This is a genomic window from Gloeotrichia echinulata CP02, from assembly GCA_038087035.1.
Taxonomy (GTDB): Bacteria; Cyanobacteriota; Cyanobacteriia; order Cyanobacteriales; family Nostocaceae; genus Gloeotrichia; species Gloeotrichia echinulata.
In genome coordinates, this window is the sequence record CP051187.1 from 3667712 (window position 1) to 3694376 (window position 26665).

General features: G+C 43.2%; 18 protein-coding genes. 1 reads left to right on the forward strand and 17 read right to left on the reverse strand.

The features are described from left to right. Positions 1 to 119: 119 nt before the first annotated feature. The 9 genes from HEQ19_16125 to HEQ19_16165 all read right to left on the reverse strand — a co-directional run bounded on the left by HEQ19_16125 (position 120) and on the right by HEQ19_16165 (position 11472). Positions 120 to 1409 (reverse strand): transposase, encoded by a 1290-nt coding sequence (locus HEQ19_16125; protein ID WYM03448.2) that lies wholly within the window; start codon positions 1407 to 1409, stop codon positions 120 to 122. Positions 1410 to 1810: 401 nt separating this feature from the next. Beyond that, positions 1811 to 2767: an ADP-ribosylglycohydrolase family protein gene (locus HEQ19_16130; GenBank protein WYM00809.1), complete on the reverse strand. Its 957-nt coding sequence runs from the start codon at positions 2765 to 2767 to the stop codon at positions 1811 to 1813. Positions 2768 to 2877: 110 nt separating this feature from the next. Then, the gene (locus tag HEQ19_16135; GenBank protein WYM00810.1) at positions 2878 to 3984 is read right to left on the reverse strand and encodes an RNA-guided endonuclease TnpB family protein; all 1107 of its coding nucleotides are present in this window, start codon (positions 3982 to 3984) and stop codon (positions 2878 to 2880) included. Positions 3985 to 4731: 747 nt separating this feature from the next. Then, positions 4732 to 5223 carry a type II 3-dehydroquinate dehydratase gene (gene aroQ, locus HEQ19_16140; protein ID WYM00811.1) on the reverse strand — a complete coding sequence of 164 codons (492 nt, stop codon included), beginning with the start codon at positions 5221 to 5223 and terminating at the stop codon, positions 4732 to 4734. Then, positions 5201 to 5338, reverse strand: a complete 138-nt coding sequence (locus HEQ19_16145; GenBank protein ID WYM00812.1) for a hypothetical protein — start codon at positions 5336 to 5338, stop codon at positions 5201 to 5203. Before HEQ19_16145 ends, aroQ begins: the two co-directional genes overlap by 23 nt. Before the next feature lie 271 nt (positions 5339 to 5609). Then, the gene (gene topA, locus HEQ19_16150; GenBank protein WYM00813.1) at positions 5610 to 8258 is read right to left on the reverse strand and encodes a type I DNA topoisomerase; all 2649 of its coding nucleotides are present in this window, start codon (positions 8256 to 8258) and stop codon (positions 5610 to 5612) included. A 555-nt stretch (positions 8259 to 8813) separates the two neighbouring features. After that, entirely contained in the window at positions 8814 to 9563 is a 750-nt protein-coding gene (locus HEQ19_16155; GenBank protein WYM00814.1) for an ABC transporter ATP-binding protein, read from the reverse strand. A gap of 33 nt (positions 9564 to 9596) precedes the next feature. Further along, positions 9597 to 10439: an ABC transporter permease gene (locus tag HEQ19_16160; protein WYM00815.1), complete on the reverse strand. Its 843-nt coding sequence runs from the start codon at positions 10437 to 10439 to the stop codon at positions 9597 to 9599. After that, positions 10411 to 11472: an ABC transporter substrate-binding protein gene (locus HEQ19_16165; GenBank protein ID WYM00816.1), complete on the reverse strand. Its 1062-nt coding sequence runs from the start codon at positions 11470 to 11472 to the stop codon at positions 10411 to 10413. The genes HEQ19_16160 and HEQ19_16165 overlap by 29 nt, the downstream gene beginning before the upstream one ends. Before the next feature lie 582 nt (positions 11473 to 12054). Between HEQ19_16165 and HEQ19_16170 the strand changes: the two genes are divergently transcribed. Continuing rightward, positions 12055 to 13617, forward strand: a complete 1563-nt coding sequence (locus HEQ19_16170; protein ID WYM00817.1) for an NAD(P)H-quinone oxidoreductase subunit N — start codon at positions 12055 to 12057, stop codon at positions 13615 to 13617. A 67-nt stretch (positions 13618 to 13684) separates the two neighbouring features. Here the strand turns inward: HEQ19_16170 and HEQ19_16175 are convergent, their stop codons facing one another. The 8 genes from HEQ19_16175 to HEQ19_31105 all read right to left on the reverse strand — a co-directional run bounded on the left by HEQ19_16175 (position 13685) and on the right by HEQ19_31105 (position 26009). Continuing rightward, complete coding sequence (locus HEQ19_16175) at positions 13685 to 15091, reverse strand: family 2B encapsulin nanocompartment shell protein (protein ID WYM00818.1); 1407 nt, start codon at positions 15089 to 15091, stop codon at positions 13685 to 13687. Positions 15092 to 15732: 641 nt separating this feature from the next. Further along, on the reverse strand, positions 15733 to 17142 hold the full coding sequence (locus HEQ19_16180; protein ID WYM00819.1) for a family 2B encapsulin nanocompartment shell protein: 1410 nt from the start codon (positions 17140 to 17142) through the stop codon (positions 15733 to 15735). 199 nt (positions 17143 to 17341) lie between these two features. Next, the gene (locus tag HEQ19_16185; protein WZI66930.1) at positions 17342 to 19708 is read right to left on the reverse strand and encodes a germacradienol/geosmin synthase; all 2367 of its coding nucleotides are present in this window, start codon (positions 19706 to 19708) and stop codon (positions 17342 to 17344) included. Between the two features lie 171 nt (positions 19709 to 19879). Continuing rightward, positions 19880 to 20008: a hypothetical protein gene (locus HEQ19_31100; GenBank protein ID WZI66931.1), complete on the reverse strand. Its 129-nt coding sequence runs from the start codon at positions 20006 to 20008 to the stop codon at positions 19880 to 19882. A gap of 531 nt (positions 20009 to 20539) precedes the next feature. Further along, a complete protein-coding gene (locus HEQ19_16190; protein ID WZI66932.1) occupies positions 20540 to 21697 on the reverse strand; it encodes an FIST N-terminal domain-containing protein in 1158 nt (385 codons plus the stop codon). A gap of 223 nt (positions 21698 to 21920) precedes the next feature. Next, the gene (locus HEQ19_16195; GenBank protein WYM00820.1) at positions 21921 to 23207 is read right to left on the reverse strand and encodes a response regulator; all 1287 of its coding nucleotides are present in this window, start codon (positions 23205 to 23207) and stop codon (positions 21921 to 21923) included. Between the two features lie 11 nt (positions 23208 to 23218). Next, a complete protein-coding gene (locus HEQ19_16200; protein ID WZI66933.1) occupies positions 23219 to 25474 on the reverse strand; it encodes a histidine kinase dimerization/phospho-acceptor domain-containing protein in 2256 nt (751 codons plus the stop codon). A gap of 37 nt (positions 25475 to 25511) precedes the next feature. After that, positions 25512 to 26009: a hypothetical protein gene (locus HEQ19_31105; GenBank protein WZI66934.1), complete on the reverse strand. Its 498-nt coding sequence runs from the start codon at positions 26007 to 26009 to the stop codon at positions 25512 to 25514. Positions 26010 to 26665 lie beyond the last annotated feature (656 nt).

A 26665-nucleotide genomic window follows, 5' to 3' on the forward strand; every position in this document is an offset into this window, starting at 1 on the left:
TTTATCGCTGATCTTGAGTATTCAATATTAAATACTAATCACTAGTCCCTGGATTGGTAGAATACAATAATAAATACGGGCTTGACACTCCCCACGCATAAATGCGGGGGATTCCAGCGTCACTGACGTTCCTTGCTTTTGCAGGTCTTCTCACTCGGGGAGACGCCAAGGGCGATGTGACCAACAGAAGTAGAGGGAACATCTCTACTGGCGTTAGTTTGGGATTGCCCACCCCTACCGTTTGCACGACTTAAAATTACTTTGGCAGCATTCACATCACGTTGTTCAATATATCCGCAATGTGGACAAGAATGGGTACGGGTGCTGAGAGATTTTTGCACTCTAGCACCACAATTACTACATTCAATGCTTGTGAAGTGGGGAGGAACCGCAATGATTTCCCGTCCAAATTTTGCACCAAAGTATTCGAGCCACTGACGGAAGTTGTACCAAGAAGCATCAGAAATGCTCAAGGCTAGTTTGTGGTTTCTTACCAAGCCGGAAATATTTAAATCTTCCAAGACAACCTTAGCGTTAGCCAGGGTTAAGTTACGTGCGAGTCTTTTCGCATGTTCATTCCTTTGTCTTGTTACTTTTAAATGTTTACGAGCATAAACACCACGCGCTTTTCTTCTACCAGATGACCCTTTTTTCTTCTTGTAAATGTTACGCTGAACCCGCTTAATATCTTTCTCTGCCTTGCGGAGAAATCGCGGATTCTCCTCTCTGCGAGACGCTTCTCTGCGAGACGCTGCGCGAACGCGAAGATGGTTGCCATTACTATCAGAGTAGAAATATTCCAGTCCGACATCAATTCCGATTTCTGATGTAGTTCGTGATGCCTCTTGCTGGTTATCAACCTTGACGCAAAATTGCACATAGTATCCATCCGCTCTACGGACAATCCTCACTCGTTTAATTAGTTCAACAGGGTATTGATGAATATCCCATTTACCTAATAGCTTGAGTTCGCCAATACCTTTTTTATCAGTGAAAGTTATACGGCGCTTTGTTGGGTGCAACTTCCACCCAGACACCTTATATTCGACTGAACGGCTATGCTTTTTGAACCGGGGATAACCCTTTTTCCCAGGTTTGTTTTTCTTGCAGTTATCAAAAAATCTATTGATAGCACGTTCTACATTTTCTACTGATGCTTGACAAGCATGACTGTTTAAATCATTGACAAATTTAAATTCTGCTCTTAATTGAGTGTTGTACTGATATAGTTCTTTCTTGCCGCATTTTAATGCCGAAGGCTTAACGCCTCTATTATCCATCCAATATCTAAGCACTTTGTTTCGGACAAATTGACTTGTAAGAATAGCTTCATCTATGGCTTTTGATGTGGCTCTTTTGACAACTGCTTTATATTCCAATACCAACACTCTTGCATCACCTCCTTGCATCTGTTAATCTCTATCTAGTATAGCATTTGGTTATTATGATAACAACTAAAAAAGGGATAAAAAGGATGAAAAATCAACCAGTTTATCACGATGAAATCAAAGGTAAAAGGACTGTTTTTTTAACTCCAACAGCTTGGGATAACATAAAAAATGAAGCTGTAATCCGAGGGATTAGTGCCAGTACTTGTTGAGGAATGGGGACGGCGATTAAATCAGTGAACAGTGAACAGTGAACAGTTATCAATGCGCCAACGCCGACCACCTTCTTTGTGTGGTGTTTCACCAACGATAAACACATCACTCTTGACTGATAACTGATAACTGTTAAAATCGCCCGCGCCTAGCCCCCATAAATAGAATTTAGGGGCTTGCTCGGCGCGGATAACTCGGTCAAAATCGCATCAACGAAACCGGATGACGCGAGGAGATGCGAAGACGCAAAGCGGTGCTTGTTCCTCAAACATTACAGACCCTCCTGCTTTTAACTCACTTGAATCTAGGGCAAGGTTATACACTCCTGACCAGACAGCTACAAGTGGTTTTGCTAATTCTACCATCAAAGAAAAATTAGTCAGTCCCGATCCTGCCGAATCTGCTGGCGAGTGGAAACCCCGCCAAGCTACAGGAATACCCGCAGTGCTATTATAAGACCCTGATAAAGCACCTGTAATTGCACTTATACTCTGTGAGTGTAACCGCCAAGGGTCTTTTCGCCAAACATCCCCATTATGAGTAGCCCGTAAAACTGCCAAACGGTAGTCTTCTAAGGTACTGAGAAAACAGTAAAACGCCATCGCCATAACGTTACTGTACTTGTCTTCTCTACTCAACTCGGTTTGCACCTTGTCTAATCCAGCTCCTTGTTCTAACAAAGAATTGACTTTTGATAATTGTTGTGGTATTGATGTTGGCGTTTGTCCAATAAAGGCGATCGTATCCGGGATGAGGGTTCGGGGGTGGAGTTTTTCAGTGAGAGATTGAGCGATCGCATACCCTACTGCTAGTGTTCCATCCCTTAGTACTGGATCATCCTCCCAGATTTGTAACACACTTAGCAAGTTTTGTCGCAGCTTAATTGTATTTTCGTGAAAAAACAGGGCTACTGGTAGTGTTGATAATATTCTTTTTGAGAAAGTAGTATCATTAGCATCTAATTGAAGAGATTCTTGCTGCTGACGATTTCGCCAATCATCTAAATCTAACAAGCCAAGTTCAATCAAGCTTTGGGCACTGATAACTGCTATTGAGTCCAAGTCAGTGCGAGTGTGCGACTGTATATCACGACTTGAAGCTAAACTTTCACCGACCAGCGCCCCAAGCATTGTACCTCGAAACCGATCATAAACGGAGTAGCGCATAAAGACTAACTGCTCGGTTAACGAATGTAGAGACGTTACATGTAATCTGCTACATAAAATCTGGACAAATCCCGACATTACTTGACGTTTCAACGGGAGCATGGGAGCGGCTATCCCTTAACGTCCAGACACGCTTTAGCCTGACGTGCATATTTTTCGAGATTTTTAGACGCATTTAAATCTCGGTCTTCGGTATGCTGACATCTTTTACACTCGTAAACCCGCTGTGATAAACTAATTTCTTGAATTTCTCCACAATTTGCACAAGTTTTACTAGATGGGTAAAATCTATCCACAAATACGACAGTTCCACCATATCTAATTACTTTATATTCTACTTGTCTGCGGAATTCATAAAAATTAGCATCGCTGACAGCACCGGCTAATTTATGATTTTTCAACATCCCTGAAGTATTCAAATCCTCCAAAGCTACTACTGCGTGGTTTTTGCAGATAAATGTAGTTGCTTTATGAGTCGCATCAATACGTATATTAGTAATACGTCGATGCAGTTTAGATATTCTCAACTTTTGTTTTTTATAACGATTACTCCCCTTGATTTTCCTTGTAAGTTGACGTTGTAATCTTGTTAACTTCCTCCTCGCTCTTTTTAAAGCTTTCGGATTAACAAAAATTACTCCTGTTGATAGGGTAGCTAAGGTTTTTATCCCTAAATCTACACCGACATAATCATGTTCTTTAGGAGTGATTTCTGGTTCTATTTCATAAGCACAAGAAATGTACCAATCTCCCGCAGATTGAGATATAGTAACCTTTGTGGTTGTGGTGTGAGGTAAAGATTCATAACTTGCAACCCAGCCAATCGTTGGTAATTTAATCCGTTTACCACCGATATTTATTGGTTTACCACCCGCATTAATTGTAAAACTCTCATTTCTCCCTTTTCTTTTAAACTTGGGATATTCTGCTCGTTTAGAAAAGAAGTTCTTAAAAGCTTTCCCTAAATTATCAAAAGCAAATTCCGTGACTTTTTGACAAATACCTGGTTCTTTAATCCAGGTCAAAAGTGGCTTGACTTGATTATTAAAGAACTTTTTCAAAATCAAGTGATTGGGTTGATATCCAGATTGATACAATGCTTGCCATGTAGCAAGTCCCCAATTGTATGTAAATCGGGATATGCCAGCATGTTTTGACATCAGAATTTTCTGGTCAGCAGTCAATTTTAACTTGGTTTTGATAGAAGTCAGTAACACAAATTTACTTGTAAGGCAAGCTTTTCAAATCATCACATAAACAGTACAGGTGGGTCTAGAAGGTTTATGTAAATTTTCTTGAAACATGTGGTGACAGAAGCCCTGAGAGCGCGTAGGGTCTGCACCATACGCGAGCAAGGTTTTTGGTGCGGTTTGTAAATAAATGTCCGTGGAAGTCCAGCAAATACTTAACTAGGAGATTACTCTTTATAAGGGTTTCACGCTTTGCGATTTTCAAAACCTACGCAGTATTGAACCAAAGACGCAGTAAGGGTTTTGAACGCTTGTGCCATGAAAAGATCAAGATCATTTTTCGGGTTTATTGATTCCATTCTCAATAATCACAGCCCAAAAGTCTGATTTTTCTGTTGGGATAGGTTCCCAATTTGTTTTGAGCGTTTCAAGGCTCACCCTTTGATAATCCTTATTTGATAAGGCTTTGAGACTAAGTTGTCACCCCCTCAGCATTACTCATTACTCCTTACTCCTTACTCCTTACTCCTTACTCCTTACTCTTTACTCCTAACTCCTAACTCCTAACTCCTAACTCCTTACTCCTTACTCCTTACTCCTTACTCCTTACTCCTTACTCCTTACTCATTACTCCTTACTCATTACTCCTTACTCCTTACTCCTAACTCCTAACTCCTAACTCCTAACTCCTAACTCCTAACTCCTAACTCCTAACTCCTAACTCATTACTCCTAACTCCTAACTCCTTACTCCTTACTCCTTACTCATTACTCCTTACTGTCTTAAATGATGCACCAACGCCTGTAAGCCCAACAAGTAACTTTGGGCGCCAAAACCACTAATTTGTCCGATAGCTACTGGGGCGATATAAGAATGATGGCGGAAATCTTCTCGGCGGTAAATGTTACTCAAGTGTACTTCGACTGTAGGTAAGTTAACGCCAGTGATTGCATCGCGGAGGGCTACACTGGTATGGGTGTAAGCCCCGGGATTAATCAAAATTCCCTGATGTTTGCCGAATGCTTCATGAATAGTATCTACCAAAACCCCTTCATGATTTGACTGCAAGGGAAAAACTTCCGCCTGTAATTTTTGTCCTTCTGCTTGTAACAGGCGGTTAATTTCAGCCAGTGTCAACGAACCATAAATTCCTGGTTCTCGCTGTCCTAGCAAATTTAGGTTTGGCCCATGCAGTACTAAAATGCTTAAAGGTTGTAACGTCAAGTTCAGCACCTTTAGACTCTTAGCGACGACGAGAACGGTCATTTACTGGAATCGGAATCAGTTCCGGTTCCGGCTCGGTTTCTGGCCCTAATAGGGCTTCAATTAGCTTACGTGCCAATTCCTTAAGCTTTTCCAGTACCTTTTCTATATAGTCCATTGAACTGACGGCTCCTGAGATACTACCTCATTTTTTGATTAACAGCTACGCAGAAACTGGCGTACTTTCGCACCTCTGGCTTCTCATTTGGCTGACACACACTGCCGGATTTCGGGGATGAGCCACTTCTAAAATTTAGCGTTGTGATCTCCCTTACTTCTTAGATTATCACATTCTTAACCTAGAGGGCTGCATTGCCAGTTGGTTATCAGTGGTCATCTGCTGTACTGATGACAGATAGTCGCTGCTGCACCCATTTTTTAGACAAGAGTTAACTGTCAACCTCATTTTTTTTCGCTGCAGTTTTGCCAGATTTAGCAGTTGACTTCGATTGAGAATTAGTTGATTTAGTTGTCTTGCGAGTAGATTTCGCTGTTGGTTTTTTGCTTGCCAATAACGTCAGGGCTGTAGATAAAGTGATATTTTCTACTGTTTCATCTTCGGGAATGCTGACATTAATTTTGCCATGCTTGATGTAAGGCCCGTATGGTCCGTCATAAATGTTTACTGGTGTATCATCTTCTGGATGTATACCCAACTCGCGTAAGGCTGCTTTCGATTTGCTATTGGCGGCGCGTCCTTTTTTCGGTTCGGATAATAACTCTAATGCACGTTGCAAAGAAATTGTCAATACATTATCAGTAGCTTTCAGGGAGCGGTAATCTTTGCCTTCCTTACCTTGGTCATGAACGACATAAGGGCCAAAACGCCCCAAGCTGGCTTGAATTTTGCCACCAGTGTCAGGATGGACTCCCAAGGTTCGGGGTAGTGCCAAAAGACCCACAGCCATGTCCAGGGTGGCTGTTTCTGGGGTGACTCCCTTGGGTAGGGAAGCTTGTTTAGGTTTGGGGTTTTCTTCTGTCTTGTCGCCCAATTGCACGTAGGGGCCGTAAGTCCCAATTTTCACATAAATTGGTTCGCCAGTTTCGGGATGGCGACCGAGTTGGTCAGGGCCTGTGGTTTTTTGGCGCAGCAGGACTTCTACTTGTTTGGGGTCGAGGTCTGCTGGGGTGAGGTCTTTGGGAATGGAGGCTGTAACTACACCGTCGCCATTTTCGACTTCGATGTAAGGACCATATTTACCAATGCGGACTTTGGCGGCTAAATTTTCCAGTTCCACTGTCCTGGCTTTATTGGCATCAATCTGATTTTCCTGTTCCTTGACCAGGGTTTCTAAACCTTTTTCGCCGAGATAAAATTCCCGTAGGTAAGGTAGCCAATTAACCTGTCCTTCGGCGATGTCATCCAGGGTTTGCTCCATTTTAGAGGTAAAGCTGGGATCAACGATGTCGGGAAAATATTTTTCTAGGAGGTCGGTGACAGCGAAAGCGGTAAAGGTGGGGATGAGGGCGTTATTGGTTAATTGGGCGTAACCCTTATCAATAATTGTGCCGATGATGCTGGCGTAAGTACTGGGTCGCCCAATACCTTCGCTTTCTAGGGTTTTGACCAGAGTGGCTTCGGTGTACCTGGCTGGGGGTTGGGTTTCGTGTCCCACGGCTTCTAGGTCGGTACAATTGGGATGATCGCCGACTTTCAGGTTAGGCAAAATTACTTCCTTATCTTCCAATGCGGCTTCAGGATCATCTGATCCTTCGACATAGGCGCGTAAATACCCTGGAAAATCAATCCGTTTACCAGAGGAACGAAACCCAGCATCTTCAACTTGTAACTGCACAGTAACTTGAGTTTGGCGGGAGTCAGCCATTTGGGAGGCGACGGTGCGCTTCCAAATCAAATCATACACAGCCAGTTCCCGACCGCCTAAACCAGTTTCTTGGGGGGTGCGGAAACTGCTACCAGCCGGACGAATGGCTTCGTGTGCTTCCTGGGCACCTTTAGATTTGGTGGTGTATTGGCGGGGTTGGGGGCTGAGATATTGTTTACCGTAAAGTTGTTCTACACAGCTACGAGCAGCGGCGATCGCCTGCTCTGACAAATGCACCGAATCTGTACGCATATAGGTAATATACCCTTGCTCATACAAATTTTGGGCAACCCGCATTGTGTCTCTAGCTGAAAGGCGCAATTTCCGGTTGGATTCTTGTTGTAGTGTTGAGGTGGTAAACGGTGGTGCGGGTTTGCGGGTGACTGGACGTTCTTCGATGTCTGAGACAGTCCAGATTTGATCGCTCAGGCGTTCTTTGAGAGCTTCTGCTTGTTCTTCGTTGAGCAATAAGACATTGCGACCAGCGGCAATTTGTCCCGTCGCTGGGTCAAAATCGCTGCCGTTGGCAATTTTCGTCCCTCCTAGCGTCACCAACAGGGCGCTAAATGGCGTTTTTTCTTGCACCAAGCTGGCTTTTAAATCCCAATAAGTTCCCTCATGGAAAGCACGGCGTAGGCGTTCCTTTTTGACTAAAAGCCGCACCGCTACCGATTGTACCCGCCCTGCGGATAATCCCCAGGCGATTTTTTTCCACAGTAAGGGAGACAGGGTATAGCCTACGAGTCGATCCAAAATTCGCCGCGTTTCTTGGGCGCGAACTAACTGCTCATCAATATTACGGCAGTTTTTCAACGCTTTTTTGATGGCATCTTGGGTAATTTCGTGAAACACCATCCGCTTAGTCGGTACTTTCGGTTTCAATAATTGGTATAAGTGCCAACTAATGCTTTCGCCTTCACGGTCTTCGTCAGTTGCTAGAATCAGTTCATCTACCCCTTTGAGGGCTTCTTTAAGCTGAGTGACAATTTTCTTTTTGTCCTTGGGGACAACATACACCGGTTCAAAATCGGCGTCTACATTCACCCCCAGCTGCGCCCATTTTTCCCCTTTGACCGCTGCGGGAATTTCACTAGCTGACTGGGGTAGGTCACGCACATGACCCATTGACGCTTCCACCCGATAGCCTGATGGTAGGTAGTTGCGAATGGTACGAGCCTTGGTTGGAGATTCGACGATGACGAGAGTTGACATGGAAATTTTAAAAGAAATAATAGCTATTAAGCTAAACAGTCAAGTTGAGACAATTTCGGCGAGATGTCAAGAGCAACGTCCGCCCATAGATGTGATTTCATCCTCACACAACCTGGCTGCTAGAGTGAAAATCCGCTCTCACTTCGAGGGCGGTCTTTTCTTGAGGATAAGGTAGAATAATGCCGGGTGGTATTTCCAGCTATTTCAATCTTTAACTTATCTTGGGCATAATTGGCGACTATAGTTTTCCAAAAACCCATTTCTTTGGTAAAATGATAAAGACAGAAAAAACGTCCACCTATTTCAACACCTCGACTCCCCTCGGATGCTGAGTCGCAAATCGGGGGTGAGACCCATTTGATCAGCTATGTGAGGACGATTGTCGTTCGGGGCGCAAGGCCTAGATCCCCTACAAATCACGCCAAAAACTCTGATTTTTTCCGTGCCATGAGGGGTTAAACCCACCATTCGCTACTCAGTATCCGCTGGGTGCGTAGCTTTGGGAAAATGGTTGGTTGGGTTGAGGCTAACTCATCATAGTGATGTGAATTGGTGTTAAGAAAATAGCAGTTTCATTACCTGGTCCTTGTATTTTAAAAATATGGGATGACGCTTAATTTGCTCTGTAGATTTCTGCGGTAGTTGAATTAAGAATTCTTCCCTGACCGTACCTGGTTGTGAACTTAAAACATAAATACGTTGAGACAGAAAAATGGCTTCCTCAACATCGTGAGTAATCATCAAAATTGTAGTGCTTGTACGCCGCCAAATTTCCTGCAAGAATTTATGCATCACTTCTTTGGTCTGCACATCCAAGGCACCAAATGGTTCATCCATGAGCAAAATTTTGGGTTGCGATACCAAAGCACGAGCGATCGCTACCCGTTGCTTCATTCCACCAGAAAGTTCTTTTGGTAGGGCTTTAGCAAATCGCGACAAACCCACTATTTCTAAATAATCAGCCGACTGTTGTCGTCGGTTTCTCTTGGATACACCTTGCAGTTTTAAGCCAAATTCCACATTTTCTGCCACACTCATCCAAGGATATAGGGTGTAATTTTGAAACACAATACCACGGTCTGCTCCAGGACCTGTAACCCTTATCCCATCAACCTTGATCTCTCCTGATGTCACAGGATCTAAACCCGCAATTAACCGCAGCAAGGTTGACTTACCACAACCACTTGTCCCCACTACACAGACAAATTCTCCTTCTTCAATATGCAAATTGATATCTTCTAGGACTATCAGTGAGCCGCGTTTAGTTAGCAATTGTTTAGATACTTGATTAACCTGTAAATACATATATTTATTAACATTAGCTATTTATTTTAGTTCCTAATCGATAGACCATTTACAGCTAAGGCGCAGTAATAACCGAAACAGTAAATCTATCGCTAACCCGATTAAACCAATAACAATTAATCCCACAAAAATTTCATCGGTTTTCAGAAATCTTTGAGCAACACTAATCCTACGACCTAAACCTTCTGTCGCTGCTACCAATTCCGCAACAATCACCAAGTTCCAAGATGCTGCCATATTAACGCGACAAGCATCAATTATGTTAGGGATAATAAAGGGGAAAATGACTTGTAGTAAAACTTGTAATCTTCTACCACCTAGAGTATAAGTAGTTTCGATTAGTTCTTGAGGAACAAACTTCACTGCATCCATCACCATTAAGGTATTAAAAAATAAAGTGCCGATAAAAATCAGCATAATTTTTGGCGTTTCATCTAAACCAAAATATAAAATTAGTAAAGGAATAAACGCAGGCGCCGGCATATAGCGGATAATCCCAATAATTGGTTCCAGTAAAGCCCGAATACTGGCAAAAGCCCCCATCAGTGTACCCAAAGGTATAGAAATAATTGCTACTAATAAAAAACCAGTCAGTACCCGAAACAAACTAAAGGTAATATCGGTTTGTAAATCTCCACTGACCCACAGACGCTGAAAAGCATTCCCAACCTGAATGGGAGTAGGAAGTAATAAAGGTGAGATTAAATTACTATTAGAAATAATCCACCATGTGACTAGAGGAAGACTAATTGACAAAAAAATTAAAGTCCTAGTCAAGGCTTTAGGAATATCTTCAGCAATGCGCCAAAAGACAGTGAATGGCAACATTTTTTGTTGATAAGGAGAATTACGGAGCTTTTTTTTGTTTAGCAGCATAGGCTTTGATAAAACGATCATCAAACAATTTGCTGGTGTCAGGTAATTGTTTTGCTAGTTTAGATTCCACTAGAAATTTACCAATTTCGCCAGCAGCATAATTTAGAGATTTCATATTGCTACCGGGGCGAAAAGCTTCTAAATTTTCTTCTATTGTAAATATTTTCGTTCCAGCGTCGTATTCCTGATATTCCTTAACCGATACGCCCGCACGTTTCGCCAAAATTTCGAGAGATTTTTCCCGATTTTTTTTGATAAAATCCAAAGTAGCAAACCAAGTATCCACCAAAGCTTGGACAGATTCGGGTTGTTTATCAATCAACTGGCGAGTCACTACTAAATGATCAGGAATTGCTCCAGGAAAGTCTTTGGAACTGAATAAGTCCTTGCTTCCAGGACGTGATAAAGCCTTGGTTGTGAATGGTGCAAAAACACAGACTGCATCAACTTTACCAGCCACAAAAGCAGCAGCAGCAGCACCTGTTTCTAATGGTTTGAAGTTAATATCTGCTTGGGTTAAACCTGCTTTTTTTAAACCTAGTAACAAGAGAAAATGGTCAACTGTACCTTCTTCGGCTGCAACTGTTTTCCCTTTGAGGTCAGCAATGCTATTAATTCCTTCACGAACAATAATTTTATCGTTGCCAGTCGAGTTATCGTTCACTAAAACTATAACTTGATCTGAACCACCAGCCACAGAGCTAATTGTATCATTCAACGTTTGGCTATTTACATTGAGTTGACCTGCTGTCAAGGCTTTGATGGAATCTAAATAGCCATCGAACCACTTTAAATTTACATTAACTTTCTGAGCTTCAAATAGCTTTTGTTCTTGTGCTATTTGCCAGGGAAACCAACCAGGCCAAGCGCTAAAACCCATAGAAATTCCAGTATTAGTTATAGCTGGGGGTGTAGAATCACTGGTTGTAGGAATTTGTGAATTATTACCGCAACTAACAACAAATAATAAACTTATACAGAATAAAGCGAAAAAAGATATAAATGCGCGGATGCTTCTCTGAATTTTTAGCATAAAAAATAGCTTTACTTGCTTTAATTGTTTATCCGAACTACAGAAATTTCTGTCGCCGAATTTTGCTTAAAACTTCCTTAGATGTACCCCTTATCAAATTACTACAGTTGGGGTCATTCCAGAGTATTCAGCCATAAGTATTTTTTGTAATGACTAGATATTTCATAGGTAAAAACTTATGATAGACATATTACTTAAGTATATAGTATCATCCCTCAGCCTGTTTTTTCTCTGCGCTCTCTGCGGACTCTGCGGTGAAAAAAGTTATTTATTTAACCACCCAGACACAGAGGATGTTTAGCCGCCTAAATTTTCAGATACCCATAAATCCACCCGATATGATAGCTGTAGGGGCAAGGCAATGCCTTGCCCCTACGCGCTTTAATGCTCAAAATGGGCAAGGCAATGCCTTGCCCCTACGCGCTTTAATGATCAAAAGCTACTACCATTTATGGAACAAGCTTTCAAGCTGGGGACAGTCTGTACCATAAGACAGAAAGGTTTATGGCAATTTGGTAAAGAACAATAGATAGAATAAACAGAGTCAGCCTTGATATCTAATCGCCAAAGCCTACATATCTCATGGATTTTGCTAATCTTGCATCCCAGTTAAATGCTGGAACGATTTTGCCAGAGGGAATTGTGATTCTCACCCTCTTGGGGGTTTTGATTGTTGATTTGATTTTAGGGCGTACATCCTCACGCTGGATTGGATATCTGGCGATCGCCGGGTTACTAAGTTCGATTGTCGCCCTGTATTTTCAATGGGACAGCACTAATCCCATCTCCTTTAGCGGTGAATTTAACAGTGACGACCTCAGTATTGTCTTTCGCGGTATCATTGCTTTGTCTGCCGCTGTGACTATATTGATGTCCATTCGTTACATTGAACAGAGTGGCACCGCTTTAGCGGAATTCATCGCGATTTTGCTCACAGCTACCTTGGGAGCAATGTTTCTCTCTGGGGCTAGTGAGTTAGTGATGATTTTCATCTCACTAGAAACACTGAGTATTTCCTCTTATTTGTTGACAGGTTATACCAAGCGTGACCCACGCTCCAATGAAGCGGCGCTGAAATACTTGTTGATTGGGGCTTCGAGTACAGCGGTATTTTTATATGGGGTATCGCTGTTGTATGGTCTATCGGGTGGACAAACGGAACTGAGTGCGATCGCCAATGGTATCGCCACAGCTAAGGTCGGTCAATCCCTAGGCTTAGTCATAGCCCTTGTATTTGTGATTGCAGGTATTGGCTTTAAAATCTCCGCCGCACCCTTCCACCAGTGGACACCAGACGTTTATGAAGGCGCACCCACTCCAGTGATTGCCTTTTTATCTGTCGGTTCCAAAGCGGCTGGATTTGCCTTAGCGATTCGCTTACTGACCGTAGTCTTCCCCCTCGTGGCTGACGAATGGAGGTTTGTCTTTACCGCCCTCGCCGTGCTAAGTATGATCTTGGGTAACGTAGTCGCCCTCGCCCAAACCAGCATGAAACGGATGTTAGCTTATTCATCCATTGCCCAAGCTGGGTTTGTGATGATTGGCTTGATTGCGGGTACAAATGCGGGATATTCCAGTATGATTTTTTACCTGCTGGTCTATTTGTTCATGAACCTGTGCGGCTTTACCTGTATCATTCTGTTCTCTCTACGGACGGGAACTGACCAGATTGCGGAATACTCCGGTTTGTATCAAAAAGACCCACTCCTCACCCTGGCGTTGAGCATCTCCCTGCTTTCCTTGGGTGGGATTCCCCCACTAGCGGGATTTTTCGGGAAGATTTACTTGTTCTGGGCTGGTTGGCAAGCCGGTCTTTACTGGTTAGTCTTGTTAGGTTTAGTGACAAGTGTCGTCTCCATCTACTACTACATTCGTGTAGTCAAAATGATGGTCGTCAAAGAACCTCAAGAAATGTCGGAAGTGGTGCAAAATTATCCCGACATCAATTGGAATTTGCCTGGGTTTAGACCTTTGCAAGTTGGGCTAATTGTGACCTTAATTGCCACTTCTATCGCGGGTATTTTGTCAAATCCGCTGTTTACCCTGGTAAATAATTCCGTTGCCCATACTCCAATTTTACAAGCAACAAAAATTGTGAGTACTCAGGCTAGCGTGATTACCACAAAACTGCCAGAACAATTGTAGGCTTAATCGCCAACTTGATCAATGTCTAGGGGTACGGCTAATAACCGTGCCCCTGATTTTCTCCCCCTCAACGGCCGATTTCTACATCTTCGAGAATACCGAGTGCATCCGGGACAAGGACGGCTGCGGAGTAATAGGCGGTGACGAGGTAGGACATGATCGCCTTTTCACTAATACCCATAAATCGCACAGACAAGCTGGGTTGGTATTCGTCGGGGATACCAGTTTGGTGTAGCCCAATCACGCCTTGGTCTTCCACACCGGTGCGGAGTGCAAGGATAGAACTAGTCTGGTTTCTAGTAATCGGGATTTTGTTACAAGGAAGAATAGGTACATTGCGCCAGGTGATTACCTTACTCCCATCCATGTCAATGCTTTCTGTGGAGATACCCAAACGGTTACACTCCCGACCGAAGGCTGCAATAGTGCGAGGATGAGCCAGAAAAAACTTCGTCTTGCGCCGACGGGTAATCAGTTCATCAAGGTCATCGGGAGTGGGGCGACCGCTGCGGCTGTAGATACGCTGTTTGAGGTCAGCATTGTGCAGCAACCCAAATTCGCGATTGTTGATCAACTCATGTTCTTGACGTTCCCGCAAAGCCTCTATCGTCAGCCGCAATTGTTGTTCCGTCTGGTTGTACGGTTCATTGTACAGATCCGCAACGCGAGTATTTACCCGCAACATAGTCTGAGCAATGCTCAACTCATATTCCCGGGGTGAGAGTTCGTAGTCAACAAATGTTCCCGGTAACGTCGTCTCTGTGCTATGATTAGAGGAAAAGGCGATTAAAGCTTCACCGTACTTGTTTTGTGGTTGTGCGGCGCGATTCCTCAACTCCTCAAGGTGAGCCTGCAAAGTCTGCGACCGGTTGAGCAGTTCCCGAAACGCCTGCTGTGGTAGCGCCAATACCGTGGTTCGGGTCACAGCCTGGATGGTGAATTTCCAAGTTCCTTCTGGCTCCACCAACGCCTGATCACCGAAATGGTCGCCGTCCGCCAGCATATCCAACAGAGGCTGCTGGTCATATTTGCCAATACCAATCTTGTTCACCTTGCCATGAGCAATTAAGAATAGCCGCTCGGCTGGTTGACCTGATTGGACTATAATATCACCAGGTGCGAACTCTTGTTGCACAAACCGACCCGCCAAGGCGCTTAACACCTCAGTGTCCTCAAACCCTCGCAGCAATGGTAACTCACAAAGTTCTTGGGGAATTACCTGTACCGTCGTTCCGGTGTTGGTGAAAGTAACTCGCCCATCACCCACGGTATAGGTCAAGCGACGGTTTAGCTGATAGGTGCCACCCTGCGTCTGCACCCACGGCAACATCTTCAACAACCACCGTGAGGTAATTTCCTGCATCTGTGGTGCAGATTTGGTGGTCGTGGACAAATTTCGGGCAGCATCTTTACTCAAACTCAGTTGAGGTTGTCTGCTCTCAACATCCAAACCCGAATCATTAGAATACGTCATAGAACCTCGCGGTAAGTGGGAAACTCAGTGTCTTTAGACCGCTCGTGGGAAACGACTCTTTACAGCAGTTTTCATCTATTTAGACCACAAGCTGATATTTGTATTTCTTTCTTCCTTCCCTACGGGACGCTCCGCGAATGCGCCTTCTCTGCGAGACGCTCCGCGAATGCGCCTTCCCTACGGGACGCTGCGCGAATGCGTGAGATATAAAGATGTGGTTCATTTACCGAAAGCTTGGGTCTAGAGCCGCCGTTCTTCTAGGACGGCTTTTTGGTAAAATAGTGGCAACAGGCAGGGCATTGTCTGTCGGGCTAGGTGATGTAAGACGGGCTATGCCTGCTATTGCTGTTTGAATCCAGAATCCCTGAACTTTCAGATCAGGGAGTATGTCAATAAAAATGCCTGATCCAATAGGTGAGAGGTTAAGACTATAACCATTTTGTCAATGAGTAATTATACCAATTTAAACAAAGAATGCGACAGATAGATTGGGTAGGGGCGCAAGGCCTTGCGCCCCTACAGATTATCGATTTATGGCAAAGATTTTTTGAATTGGTATTACGCCCAATTTTCTACGTAATTACTCATTGACAAAAATCATTCACCTTAACCTCTGATGAATCTGATGAATAAATATTTAACTAACGCCCAATTTCGACATCTTCAAGAATGCCAAGTGCGTCAGGAACAAGGACAGCTGCGGAGTAGTAGGCGGTGACGAGGTAGGAGATGATCGCCTGTTCGGTGATGCCCATGAAGCGGACAGATAGGCTAGGTTGGTATTCATCGGGGATACCAGTTTGATGTAAACCGATTACCCCTTGTTTTTCTAGACCAGTGCGGAGCAAGAGAATAGAACTAGTGCGATTATTGGTGATGGGTATCTTATTGCAGGGGAAAATTGGTACACCGCGCCAAGCTGTGACCTGAGCGCCGTTAATATCTACGCTGGTAGGATAGACACCCACGCGGTTGGCTTCCCGACCGAAAGCAGCGATTGTCCGGGGGTGAGCCAGGAAGAATGCCGGTTCTTTCCATATCGTCGCTAGCAATTCGTCTAGGTCATCGGGGGTAGGTGCGCCACCACGGCTGTAGATGCGGTGTTTGAGGTCGGCGTTGTGCAGCAACCCGAATTCGCGGTTGTTGATCAACTCGTGTTCTTGACGTTCCCGCAATGCTTCGACAGTCAGCCGCAATTGTTCTTCCGTCTGATTGTAGGGTTCGTTGTAGAGATCGGCGACCCGGGTACTCACGCGCAACACGGTTTGGGCGAGGCTCAACTCATATTCCCTGGGTGAGAGATCGTAATCAACGAAGGTTCCCGCCAATGCAGTCTCTTGGGGATGATCAGTTGTCAGCTCAATCGCGGCTTCACCTTGGGCATTCTGTGGCTGGCTCAGGCGATCGCGAAACTGTTCAACATGAGTTCGCAACGCTTCGGACTGAGCGATCAGCCCTTCAAACACCTGTTGGGGTAGCGATAAGACTATGGTTCTGGTAATCGCCTTGAACGTGTATTGCCAGGTGTCCTCGGACTGCACCACAGTTTCATCGCCGAAATGGTCGCCGTCGGCCAGCACATCCAACACGATTTGCTCGTCATACTTGCCAACACCAATCTTATTCACTTTACCATGAGCAATCAGGATGATGCGATCAGCCGGTTGACCAATTTCGACAATCACATCATCTGGGGCGAACTCCTGCTGCACAAACTGGTTTGCCAACGAGGTCAATACTTGCGTGTCTTCAAACCCTCTGAGCAATGGTAACTCAGTCAGTTCCTGGGGAATCACCTGCACCGTCGCTCCGACGTTGGTGAAACTGATCCGCCCATCACCCACGGTATAAGTAAACCGTCGGTTGACGCGATATACGCCACCCTTGGTTTGCACCCACGGTAACAGTCTTAACAACCACCGCGATGTAATTTCCTGCATCTGCGGTGCAGATTTGGTCGTCGTCGCCAAATTTTTGGCAGCCCCTGTACTCAAACTCAACTGGGGCTGCTGACCTTCAACATTCACATTGGAATCACTAGAATAAGTCACAACTTCATCCTCCAAGTTCTAGTTAGTAAGAAACCGATCTCAAATGAATTACTAATTTGTGTAATTGGTAATTCGTAATTCGTAATTAAAACGCAGAACAACTCAATTGATTCCTTGCTCTGAGCCACTTAGCTTGCTTATAAAACTTGCTAAGGATAGGTTCCGGGTTAATTACGAATTACGAATTATCAATTACCAATTATTCTGACCCTAGATCCCCTGCACCGATCAACGAGCTGATACGTGCAGTCGAGGTGCCCAGCCCTGTGGGACCACCAAGGAACTGTTTTGACGAAATAATTGACTCAGCCTTGTCGGTCGGTATGGACTGAATGCTGTCCTCACCAGTCTTAGATATAGATGGCGTGCCAATCTTTGCTGCTGAAGTACCTAGCCCATTGAGGACACCAATTAACTGTTTTGACAAAATAGCCTTCTCGGTGGGTATGGATTGAATGCTTCTCTCATCAGTCTTAGATGATGGCGTGCCAATCTTTGCCGCCGAACTACCTAGCCCATTGAGGACACCAACCAACTGTTTTTGTACTTCTGCGGGGGCTGAGGAGTCTAACGCTGTAGGGAGATTGAACAGGTTCCTGGGGCTTGGATCGCGTCCAAATTCAGATTCTTTATAGTAACTAGTTCCCAACTGCCATTTGAGGAAGCCACACATCAAGAACTGTAGTTGTTCGACATATCCAAATAGCTTCTGGCGATCACTTGTGTCTAGGTTGAAGTCCTCACAGAGGACTGGTAATTCGGTAGCGACGATGTGTTCAAACTCACGCACCCGTGCCGTAATCAGGTTGTTGACAACCTCAACAGCTTGCGCTAAGTCGCAGTCAAGAAAATGCTGAGTGACCAACACGCCATTGGAAAGTAGCCCTTCGGATTCAATTTCTTTTTGATAGGAAATGATGTCGTTGGTTAAACCAAAAACATCGCCAGCCGCGTTGTACAGGCTACGTATAGGTGGAGTGTCATAAAGTTCAGGGGGTGTTTTGTCGCTGTTGTTCAACAGCACCAAGAAGTCAAAACCTATTGTCTTAATGCGTGTCTCTATGTAATCGATTGGGTCTGGGATGCGATTCTGTATCTGGTTGTCGAGTTGCCACACCCAACTTTCAAATGTTTCTGTTAGGGCGCAACGCACCTGCTGCTTTGTGTCAGCAGTCAGAGAACCAGCCATGCTCTGCCATAGATCAGCCAAGCCACGTTCGCATGGATCGGCTGGCAGCAGAAGAGGGGCAGAATCGCTAGATATCAATGCCAACAGTCGAGCAAGGAACACTCTTCCCCCTACTATGTCACGGGTAGCTAAGTAGCGTGCCTCAAAGTAACCATCGAGATAGAAACCCCAAACATTGCATTTTGTCATCACATCGTACACCGCAGTGGGAGCTTTCGGATAAATTAATGCACAATCCAACGCCGTATCAAGAGCATCAAACTTACGTTCATCCCAAAAACTGATACCAGGAATCCCTATCATTCCCATTTCGTAAGCCCATTGCTTAGAAGTCCGTCGCCCTTCATCCAGGTGAGGATTCAGCCCTGTAGAAAACGGCATATAAAACTCTGGTAGGGTAATTGCCCCCACAGTCTGGAAAGGAACGTAATTATAGGTTCTTACCCTTAATCCCATCGCAGATGGCGATAAGCCAGCACGCGCCAGGGCAGTATTTAAACGCTTAGTGACAAGTTGTGCCTCATCTTGCTCCGATTCGCCTGGTAGGTATCGGCCACCAGGTCGGGTTTCCCACTCCAAATCCCCAGCCATCCAGTCTCGGAGTGCCTTGACATAGAGCAACACTCGCTGACGCGCCGCACCATCCAGCCCATACTCATCCAACAGTGGAGGGAGTTCCATCGTCATAGTATGCTCGAACTGGTACAGTCGTGAGGTCACGAGGTCATTGACGAAGTTCACAGCTTCCTGTATTTTGGTATTTAGGAAGTGTTCCGCCACGATTACACAGTTATTGATCCTGCCTTCATCGATGTCCTTCTGGTAGGAAATGATGTCGTTACGTAGACCTACGGTGTCACAGAAGATGTCGTTTAGCACCCGGATAGGCCGCTTATCGTAGATCTCTGGTGGAATCTCCGCCGCCAGGGAGTGTTCGACTAAATCCGCAGACCAAATCATCCCGCTGATTATACGGCGTATCTTGATGTACTCAACTGGATCAAGAATTCGTTCCTGGTTCTTGTTTTTGTTAAACAGCTCTCGCAAGCTGGCCTCAGACATGATTTGTATGTGTTCTACAAATCGCTGTCGCCAATGCACAGACATAGTAGGCGCGGTACGAGGCCACAAATCAACTAGGGCAAACTCCGTCGGGTTCTGGGGTTCTGGTATGGGTGTGTCTAGAACGGTGGGCATAAAGGACAGCAGTCGAGAGAGATATGCCTTAGCCTCTCCTAGATCCTTGTTTCCCACCTCAAAGGCTTGAGCGAAGTAGTCATCTACAAACCATCCCCAAATATACCAATCAGTGATCAAGTCCAACTCAGGAGCAGGTGCATCTGGGTGAGTGGCTGCAGCAAAAGCGGCGAAATCCATCTTATCAAAAGTTTTCTCATCCCATACTGCATCGTCGTCCGATCCGAGGATACCCACCTTATATGCCCACTCCTTGCTGTGTAGGCGCGCACCCTCTAGGTTGGGGTTTACGCGGGCTGGCCATGGCATATAAAAATCCGGTAATTCAAAAGGTAGCATATTTTATATCTATTACTCCCGAATTTTCTCGCTGCGTTGCTGAGGCTCGTCTTGGGCTTCCTCTTCTGAGCCAAGTGCCCATGCCTTGGAATGCACTCGCGCTGCTTCCAGGTTTGGGTTGAGCCGCGCCGGCCAAGGCATGTAAAAGTCCGGCAGTTCAAACGGTTGCATGATCTGCGTGTCACCTTCTCTGAGGTCTGTGTTTTTTGAAGCATGACAACTTAACCATCAGCTATAAGCTTACAGGATGATTAATCAATTATTTATTATTTGATTCATCAGTATATTAAAATAATATCATTTGTTAAATAAAATTAACTTATAATTAAGGGTTTTCAACCCAGGTCGGTGGGTAAAGTCTTGTGTAGACGCGGTTTCTAACCGCCAATGTGAGTAGTAAATTAGACTTTTCAAACATCCTTTTAGACTTCAGCCATAGGCAAGTCTGAGTAGTTCAATCTACACCCTCAGCTTTGATCGGAATCTTGATCACAAACTCCGCACCTTCTCCTGGTACAGAGTTACAGATTAATGGCTCTTCCGTACTTAGCGTGCTGAATTTATTAAATAATCAGATTGAAACCCTTGCAGAGCTAAGATAATAGCCATTATTTTCTGTATTTTATATCATATTGCTAGAAATTAAATTATGAACGCCTGTAAGCCTTGCTTTTAAAGCAAATTTATAGACTTTAATTGATAATTAAGCACGCTAAGTACGCAAGAACCATATTCTGCAGCGTGGGTCAGATTACCATGAATACAACCAACTGGATTATTGATTTCATGAGCCACTCCTGCTACTAATTGGCCAAGCGCAGACATTTTTTCTTTCTGTATTAAATGAAGCTGGGATTTTTGTAGTTCTTCTAAAGCCTGGGAAAGTTCTGCTGTTCTTTCTTCAACTTGTTTTTCTAAAGTTTTTGTTAAATTCCGTAGTTGAAGATGGGTTTTAATCCGAGCTAAGACTTCCTGTTCCTGAAAGGGCTTGATGATGTAATCCACAAAAAAGGCAATACTACCGGTCTCTTCATCATAAGAAATGGGCGCTCTCATATAAAAACTTTCTCCATTTTCAGCAAACACTGCTAAAGGATATTCCATTGACGGAGGCAGGGAACCCAGATAATAATGATAGAAATCTAAAGCGGGTTTACCATCTATTTCATACACAATATTTTTATCTACCTTGGTCACTTTGCTGCGTTTACCTATAGGACGCCAACCACTGGCTATACCGTGGGAAAACAATATAGCACCAGAAAATAGCAATATTGGTACAGAATCACTTAACACTTCTGTGTTAAAGAATTGATATGTATTTTCATATCTTGATTGATCCGCCGCCAAACCACCAAATATTGGCACATTTTGACCCAATGCTAGCTTTAAGCCATTTAAAATGGACACACCACTAGTAGTTAGGCTCTCAGGATGAGTTAAACATAACTGCGGCGCTGCTGTGCTTTTTGCTTTTGCTTGTTCTACAGCTTGTTTGGTTGCAGTTATAGGGTCAACAGAAACTTTGCGCCCAATTCCTGCATGAATTTGCACTTCATCTGAGCAAAACAACATTAAAGTTATTGAGTCTTGCTGAAACTCCAACACTGAGGAGATTTCCCCATCCGTAGTTCCACCAATCAACTCAATTCCTGGAAAACCCTGATTAATTTGTTGCAATATTAGGGAATGCTCAAAGTCAATGGCTGCAAATAAAATCCCCGCCTGTGGGATATCGCCTGCTAGAGACGAGGTGCATTGCTGAACAACTTCTTCAACTGCTGAGAGAGAATCTGGATCGTTACTGTGACCTACTACTACTTTAAACATAAATTCATGTATTATGATGGATAATTATTGGTCTACATGAATATAGTTCCCAAATGTTGAGCAATATTTCACAGAATTTGTATATAAAAAACTCCACCCACAACGGGATAGAGTTTTAGGGCATGGGGAATAAGGCATAGGGCATAGAGAAAAGTCACCAATGCCCTATGCCCTATGCCCTATGCCTATTTTCATGGCTCCTGGTGTACGCCGCGAATGACGGCTAATTAGAACTCTCTATAGGAATGGTAATCGTAAACTCTGAACCCTCTCCTATTGCTGAATGTACTTCGAGAGTACCCCCATGTTTTTGCACAATAATTTGATGGCTAATTGATAACCCCAATCCTGTCCCTTTTCCTACAGGTTTGGTGGTGAATAAATGCTCAAATATTTTTTCTTGGACGACCTCTGACATTCCCACCCCATTATCTTTAATCTTAATTAAAATATGATTTTTATCTTCAGTTAGGAAGGTTTGAATTATAATTTTATTAGGATTAGCTGCAACTTCGCGATAGCTCCGCCCTAAATTAGACTCTTCTAAAGCATCAATGGCGTTAGCTAACAAATTCATAAATACCTGATTCAGTTGTCCTGGGTAGCATTTTATTTCAGGTAAATCGCCGTAATTTTTGATGACTTCAATCGCGGGATGAGTATCTGATGCTTTTAATCGATGTTGGAGAATTAAGATAGTGCTTTCGATGCTATCATGAATATTAAAAGGAATTTTAATGGTGCTATCAGCACGAGAGAAACTTCTTAAAGAAACACTCAGATCACAGATACGGTCTACTCCCGATTCCATTGATATGAGGATTTTGGGTAGGTCTTTGAGGAGATAATCCAACTCAATTTTGGTTGCATGTTGGGCAATTTCCACAGGCGTTGCTTGGTTTTTATAGAGATGGATATGCTCGATTAGGTCTTGCACATATTTTTGAGCATAGGTGAGATTCCCCCGAATAAAGCCAGCAGGATTGTTAATTTCATGAGCCACCCCGGCGACTAATTCTCCTAGAGTAGACATTTTTTCACTCTGTACCAACTGTAGTTGGGATTGTTGTAACTGGTATAAGGTGGAACTAAGCTCTGCTGCGCGTTGTTCTAGTTTTTGGTTGAGGTGACGCAATTTTAGGTGAACATTGATCCGAGCTAAGACATCTTCCTGTTGAAACGGCTTGGTGATATAGTCTACTGCACCGAGACTTAAACCTGTAACTTTATCCACTACATCCGATAGGGCGGTCATAAAGATGACTGGGATATCTTGGGTAACTTCTTTTTCTTTGAAGCGCCGACATGTTTCAAAGCCATCGATTCCCGGCATCATGACATCTAATAAGATTAAATCAGGGGTGATTACCTGTAATTTCTCCAGGGCACTCTCCCCACTTTTAGCAACCAAGACTCGAAAACCTGATGCTTGCAAGAAATCAAACAAGACTTTGGCATTGTTCGCGTTATCATCTACAATCATAATCAAATTTTGTTTATCAGTAATCATATTTAAATTTGTTAAATATACTGTTTAACTAACTTGACAATGGCTTCTTCATCCAATTCTTGAGTTAGTTCTAGAAGTTTGGCACTAAATGGCAAGTACTTGCTGTTTAACTGCTGTATATGATGAGCTTCCTGCTCAACCCCTACAATATCGCCAATTCTGGCAGCATTCCACAGATCTTGCAATTCTTCTGCAGGGGGAACTATCCAGTCCGAAGGAGTATGACTCAAAACAGTCTTGGCTGCTAGAATAGTTGCACTACCTGCTTCATAAATCCAAGAGAGTCCCAAGTGCATCTGTATTTGTTCTAACAGGATGTCTGATTGCACAGGCTTGGGTAGAAAATCATTGCAGCCTGATGTGTAACTTTTTTGTTGGTCAAAGTTAAATACACTGGCAGAAGAGGCGATAATGATGAGATTCTCCAATTCTGGACAAGAACGCAACTTTTGTGTCATTTCCAAACCATTGAGTATAGGCATAACGATGTCAGTGATGATCAAATCAGGATGCCAAACATGAGCTTTTTCTAATCCCTCTTGCCCGTTGACTGCTACCATTAATTCAAAACCTAGGGGTTCTAATAGATTAACAATGAGGGAGCGATTTTCCCAATAGTCATCGACTACAAGAACCTTTTTCGGCTGACCTTCATAGCCGATAATGTTATTGATGGGATTGCTAGCACCCGACTCAATCCATTGTTCTGATTCTTGTAAGTCCACATCAAACCAAAACTTGCTGCCTTTTCCTAAGCTACTCTCTACCTTGATTTCACTATCCATCATGTGTAAGATTTGTTGACTAATAGCAAGCCCTAGTCCGCTTCCTTCTGTCATATACTGCTTGTCGCCCACTTGTTCAAATGGCAGGAATATTTTGCCTAATTGCTCTTGATTTATCCCAACCCCTGTATCTTCAATTTGAAATCTAATTCTGGTTATCGCTAATTTTTGATTTTGGCTATTTCCTGTTAATACATCAGGGATTGTGTTATGATAATCATCATGATGATTATGGGAATTAATCAGTACGCCGACCTGAAAATTTACGCCACCTTGATTTGTGAATTTGATGGCATTACCTAACAGATTAATTAATACTTGACGCAAGCGTTTTTCATCAGCAAATAAGGCAATCGGTAGTTGATTAAGTTCTTGGTATGTGAAGCTAATTTCTTTGTCTTCGGCTCTGATGCGGCAGATTTCTACAATACCTTTAACAAAGGTAGCAAAGTGAAAATCTGTGAAAGATAAATCAAGTTTCCTAGCTTCGATTTTTGATAAGTCGAGAATATCGTTGATTAGGGTCAACAGATGAGAACCACACTGATAAATAATGCGAATGCTATCTTTTTGTTTAGGACTGGCGGTTTTGTCGCGTTGGAGAATTTGAGCGTAGCCTAAAATGCCGTTGAGAGGTGTCCGCAATTCATGGCTCATGTTTGCTAAAAATTCGCTTTTGGCTTTGTTGGCACTATCAGCAACTTCTTTCGCAGCTTTTAACTCAGCGGTGCGTTCCTCAACTCGCATTTCTAGTTCGTCAAAAGATGCTTCCAACTGTGCGGCCATTTTGTTAAAAGATTGAGCCAAGCTTTCAAGTTCATTTATCCCCTTAATCTGGACTCTTTGTCCTAGTTCTCCAGAGGCGATCGCCATACTTGCTGCTGTTAATTCCAAAATGGGTTTGGTAATCCAGCGGGATGTCAAAATGCCGATGACAATAGCGAATACCAATGCTATTAAACATAGCAATATACTGGTGCGAGTATTGGCTTTAACGTCTGCCATAAACTCAGATTCTGGCACAACAACAACCACTAACCAATCCAGACCAAATTTATCCTGCCAATGGTTGACTTGGACATATTGCCGCTCACCTTTGAAGGTAAAATTCAATTCTTGGCTATCTTTAATAGCTGTAAATTTACTAAACTTTTGCAGCAAATATTCTGCTGTTTCTTTCATCAATAAATCTTTACTATTTAATGCCGATAGCCTTTGCGTTTTGCCATTAATCACATTGTATGGTCGTTCTCCAGTGGAAGAAGCTACTATTAAACCAGACCGCTCTAAAATTAATATTTTGCCATTTTCACCAGGTTTTAATTTATATAAAAATTTACTAATTTGTGACAAAATTAAATCTATCCCAATGACCCCAAGAGGCTTTTTATTTGCATCATAAAGCGGATAGCTAGAAGAAATAGATAAAATCTCTGGTTTATCTTCCCATTGATAAATTTTAGTCCATAGAGGTTTGCCCATTTTTATGGCATCTTTATACCAAGCTTCTTGACGAGGGTCATATTTTTTTTATCCCTATCAAACGGCTGCGATTTCCTTGGGAGTCTGTAGTATAAATATAAAGTTTACCGATAGATTTTTTGGCGGAGACTTCATTAATTAATAGTTTGCCATTATCTAGGCGTTCTATGGCAATAAATTCTCCTTGAGGATTAGCAAAATTAATGTAGCCAATATTAAACACCTGCATTTGTTTCCAAAAGTAATTTCCTGTGTTTTGCAGGTTATTTAAATCTATCAGCCCTAGCTTGATAGCATGGGTATTGATCTGGTTAATCTGAGGCGGAGTTGCTAAATAGCTATCAAGGTGTTGTTCAACGAGGGTGTTGACTTTTACCATTAACTGATTAGCAAGCTCATTGACTGCTCTTTCGCCATTTTTCCAAGAAAGATAACCCACTAGTCCCACCGCGCCAAATACTTGGATGACAAAGGGGACAATGAGGATGAGCTGCAAAGGTAATTTATGCGAATGATGAACACCAGGATGCTTCATGCTTTTCGGTTTTCTACTGCTGGGAAAGTGTATAGTATTTTTCCTGCATTAGTTTGCCCATTCTCCCAGCTTTGATATCATTAACCTAACCTGCTACGACTCAAGCGCTACAGGTATATTACGGCGGGTTTCAATATACTAGGATTTATATATTGACAAAAACAATCAAATATGTAATTAAGTTTATTTGCATATTTAGTTACTCAGTTTATTACTTTAGATAGATACATAATTTTGCAACTGTAATTACACAGATAATTTCTTATCTAGGACTCTAGCAAGTTAACTGTGATACTTTGTTCTTCGTGAGGACTGAAGTCCTGACTAACAACAAAGTATCACAAACCACGCACAATTAACTTGTCAGAGTACTAGGACTATAACCCCCTGCCAATTTTGATAGGCAAAAGAAGAAGCCGCACCATACTGCGTAGGTTTTGAGGGTTAAAAGTATTTAACAATACCCAGGTATTCACGTAAGCCAATTCCCAGACCAGCTTTGAAGAAATTGTAAATTCTCAAATGTAATTCAGTAAACCTGCTTTACAGACCTAGATAGTGTAAATAAGAATAATAATCTCAGCGAAGTAAAATTCCTGAATCCAGCCCGTTCATACTGTCATAGGTAAAAATAGTGAGTAGAGGAGAAATAAAAC